General features: G+C 38.3%; 3 protein-coding genes. 2 read left to right on the plus strand and 1 reads right to left on the minus strand.

Translation table 11 applies throughout. The features are described from left to right. The first annotated feature begins 405 nt into the window (after positions 1-405). On the plus strand, positions 406-1,320 hold the full coding sequence (gene lpxO, locus FTV42_RS16245; protein WP_125273387.1) for a lipid A hydroxylase LpxO: 915 nt from the start codon (positions 406-408) through the stop codon (positions 1,318-1,320). Positions 1,321-1,557: 237 nt separating this feature from the next. Here the strand turns inward: lpxO and FTV42_RS16250 are convergent, their stop codons facing one another. Further along, a complete protein-coding gene (locus FTV42_RS16250; protein ID WP_179995789.1) occupies positions 1,558-1,968 on the minus strand; it encodes a conjugal transfer protein TraD in 411 nt (136 codons plus the stop codon). A 280-nt stretch (positions 1,969-2,248) separates the two neighbouring features. Here FTV42_RS16250 and FTV42_RS16255 point away from each other — a divergent pair, with 280 nt between their 5' ends. Further along, positions 2,249-2,404 (plus strand): hypothetical protein, encoded by a 156-nt coding sequence (locus FTV42_RS16255; RefSeq protein WP_004847148.1) that lies wholly within the window; start codon positions 2,249-2,251, stop codon positions 2,402-2,404. Positions 2,405-2,442 lie beyond the last annotated feature (38 nt).

A 2,442-nucleotide genomic window follows, 5' to 3' on the forward strand; every position in this document is an offset into this window, starting at 1 on the left:
ATGCGTCATTTTTTTAAATGACCGCCTTTAGGGAGAGTATTGCCGAAACTCTCTCAACCGTTTCCAAAGCCAAAGCACGAAGTGCGACGCTTTGGGGGCGAGTTGAGAAGTTGAGAGCTTATTAAGCGTTTAAGAATAATAAGCGGATGTTTGATCTATTCTAATTTTATTGCTTAGGCTATTTGACTAATTAATTATGTTTTCAATAGCTTGTTTAAGTTCTTTAAATACTTCTTTGCTTTTCTTATTCCAATAAAACCATGTGCCAATTGCAATAATTAATGAAAACTTGTGATGAAAAGCTGGAAATAGGACGTACTTTGCAGCCTATGCTACAATTCGCAGTCTAGACCGAATACTGGTCTTTTTCTTTTATTTCGTTTTCTTTGGTTTCCAGGTTTTCATATGATTAAGTGGATCATTCTGGCGATTTTTATTCTTTCTGCACTTTATATTCAGCAACGTGGGAAGGTTCGTCACTCGTTTTATCGTCAATTTTTCGATCACTCAACGATTCTTGCGCCAATTAACTACCTCATGTACATGTTTTCAAAGGTACCGAATCAGCCATATATCGATACACAGCATTTTCAAGACTTAAAAGTGTTGGATGAAAACTGGGAAATGATTCGTGATGAAGCAAAAGCTTTATATGAAAAAGGCGGAATTAAAGCATCGAGCAGTTATGATGACTTGGGGTTTAACTCCTTTTTCAAAACAGGCTGGAAGCGTTTTTATCTGAAATGGTATGACTCTGCACATCCATCAGCCGCTGAACTTTGTCCAAAAACGACGGCGTTGCTGAAAACCTTGCCGACCATTAAAGCCGCGATGTTTACCGAGCTGGCACCTGACAGCCGTTTGGTTCGTCACCGTGACCCTTATGCGGGTTCATTGCGTTATCACTTGGGGTTGATCACACCGAATGATGATCGCTGCTTTATTGATGTGGATGGTGAGCGCTATTCATGGCGCGATGGTGAAAGCGTGGTCTTTGATGAAACTTATATTCACTATGCCGAAAACACCACTGATCAAAACCGCATTATTTTCTTTGCCGATGTCGAGCGTCCATTAAAGACACGCTTTATGGAACGTTTCAATCACTGGTTTGGTAAAAAAGTTATGACCGCTGCCAGCTCTCCAAATGAAGCAGGGGATCAAACGGGTGGACTGAATAAAGTCTTTGGTTATGTCTATCAAGTGCGGATCAAAGCTAAAGCCTTGAAGAAAACCAACCGTCAACTGTACTACTTCTTAAAGTGGTTCTTAATGCTCGGAATTTTCTTCCTGATCTTTGTTCGACCTTATGTGTTTTAAAGTACATTAAACGCCCTGAGGGGCGTTTTTTTATTTGGGCAGAAAAGGGGAAGCCTATCTGCCCTTTTGATTTTTCTATTTATTTCAAGGCTTACAGTGGATTTGAACCACGCATGGCTTTATGCTTTATCCAGTTAAAACTAAAAACAACATGAGCGCGTATCTCTTTCATTTTTAAGATCGCAACTTATAAGTTAGATAAAGCATGAGGTTTCAAGGTGCAAAAGTTTCTTGTAGTTAATTAATTTTACGTTGATTTAATATCTCTTGTCCTAATTCTTTCCAAATTTGCCATTTCATATCATTTGGATCAATTTCAGCAGTTTTAAGCAGAACTCCAAGTAATTCGGCGGGGTCACGCTGATCTAGGTTAGCAATTTCAAAAAGTGCGCCTAATTGGATGAGGTGACGTGTACGAGCTTTACGTTCAGCTTCCTTTTCCGCATTGAGTAATTTTCTAACAACGACTTTCTGTTTATTTGCTCGATCTATAGCTTTTTCAGCTTTGATAAGGGCATTTAATTTCTTTTCTTGTTCAGGTGTTCGGTACTGAATTTGAGCCAATTCCAATAGAAGTTTTTGAGCATCACTTGGATTCTTTAATGCAGAAATGTAGGTAATTTTTTCAGACAGCCATTCATTATTCATATTCAATTCCTTAATTCAGATACCGCAAAAGTACATGCTCAATTCTCAAAGAACGATAACAAAATAATTACGTCCAAGGTACGCAATTTTGTTAAAGTTCGTTCTAGATATTGTCGCCTGCACTTCCATCAAAATTTTGATGGCGCGCTTAGACGTTTCTCAATTTCATTGAGAAACCTAAGCACGTTAGGGATTTCATCCCTAAAACCCTGAAACTTCTTTTTTTAATTCAATTTTCAATTGAATTAAAAAAAGAAGTACCAAAGCTAGGAGCAACAGCATGCAACTAAAACAGGTCTTGGGAAAAATCAAAGATATTAGTTTTGGCGTGATCGCAGCACCGCTACTTATCATCATTATGATGTGGGCTTCGATACTTGATCAAAGAGCGTTTAAAAAAGAACGTAACCGAAAAAAGGAACAGGATAAGACCTAATGGCGATTGCTCGTTTAAGTGTCAAAGTCGGTAAGGCA

The sequence above is a fragment of the Acinetobacter sp. YH16052 genome (assembly GCF_013417155.1).
In the GTDB taxonomy this organism is placed as follows: Bacteria; Pseudomonadota; Gammaproteobacteria; order Pseudomonadales; family Moraxellaceae; genus Acinetobacter.

What these genes read in the sequence shown, in the direction of transcription:
- FTV42_RS16250 (WP_179995789.1), bottom strand. Translation starts at nt 1,968, where the DNA reads ATGAATAATGAATGGCTGTCTGAAAAAATTACCTACATTTCTGCATTA.
- FTV42_RS16255 (WP_004847148.1), top strand. Translation starts at nt 2,249, where the DNA reads ATGCAACTAAAACAGGTCTTGGGAAAAATCAAAGATATTAGTTTTGGC.
- lpxO (WP_125273387.1), top strand. Translation starts at nt 406, where the DNA reads ATGATTAAGTGGATCATTCTGGCGATTTTTATTCTTTCTGCACTTTAT.